This window comes from Variovorax glucosi (genome assembly GCF_051216695.1).
GTDB lineage: Bacteria > Pseudomonadota > Gammaproteobacteria > Burkholderiales > Burkholderiaceae_C > Variovorax.
Map to the genome: position 1 here is coordinate 1 of NZ_JBPJZE010000286.1, position 1,131 is coordinate 1,131.

Below are 1,131 nucleotides of genomic sequence, written 5' to 3' on the forward strand. Positions count from 1 at the left end.
GCAGCTGCTTGCCGCTGCGCTTCTCGCCCGGGTAGCCCTGGTAGATGAGCCCCGACACGCGCGCGATCTCGCGGAAGCGCCGCTGCGCGAGTTCACTCGCGTTGAGCGACGCCAGCACTTCGTGCAGCAACACCGCATGTGCGTCGTCGCCTTCCGGCAGCCGCAGCACCTGCGGCAGCAGCACAGCCCAATCGACCTCGGTCGCGCTCAGCAGCTCGAAGCCGTAGTCGTTGACCGCAATCGAGAAGGTGCGCTCCTCGTGCTGTGCGACACGCCAGGCCAGCAGGCTCGCCAGCCCAAGGTGCACATGTCGGCCCGCGAACGGATACAGGAACAGGTGCGAGCCTTCGCGCGTGCTCAGCGTCTCGGCCAGCAGCGTCTGCGGCGTCGGCAGTGCCGACCACTGCTGCTGTATCTCGAGCAGCGGGCGCACGCATTGCAGCTCGGGTGAATCGTAGTGCCCTTCGCCGGCCAGCGCCAGCTGCTGCACCACCGCATCGGCCAGCGTGTTCGACAGCGGCATGCGCCCGCCGCTCCAGCGCGGCACCGCGGGCCGCTTGCCGCTGGCGCGTCGCACCCAGGCCGTCATGTCGTGGATGCGCACGAGTTCGAGCAGCCGGCCGCCGAACAGGAAGCAGTCGCCGGCCTTCATGCGCGCGACGAAACTCTCTTCGACATTGCCGATCTTCGAGCCGCCGAGGTACTGCACCGACATGCTCGCGTCGCTCACGATGGTGCCGATGTTCATGCGATGCCGCCGCGCGAGCCGCGCATCGGGCACGCGCCAGACGCCCTCTGCATCGGGCACGGCGCGCCTGTAGTCCGGGTAGGCCGCAAGCGAGGGACCGCCTTGCGAGACGAAGTCGAGGCACCACTGCCAGCTCTCGCGCGAAAGGCCTTCGTACGCGGCCGTGCCGCGCACCTCGTCGTACAGATCGTCGGGCATGAAGCCACCGCCGAGTGCCACCGTCACCAGGTGCTGCACCAGCACGTCGAGCGGCTGGTCCGGCGAATGCCGCGCCTCGATGTGCCCCGCCGCAATGGCCGTGCGCGCGGCCGAGCCCTCCACCATCTCCACGCTGTGCGTGGGCACGAGCGTGATGCGCGACGACCGCCCCGGCGCATGGCCCG

General features: G+C 69.7%; 1 protein-coding gene. It reads right to left on the bottom strand.

The features are described from left to right. Positions 1–1,131: DEAD/DEAH box helicase family protein (locus ACSFA3_RS25020; protein WP_475544587.1), on the bottom strand; the 1,131-nt coding region annotated here is incomplete at both ends.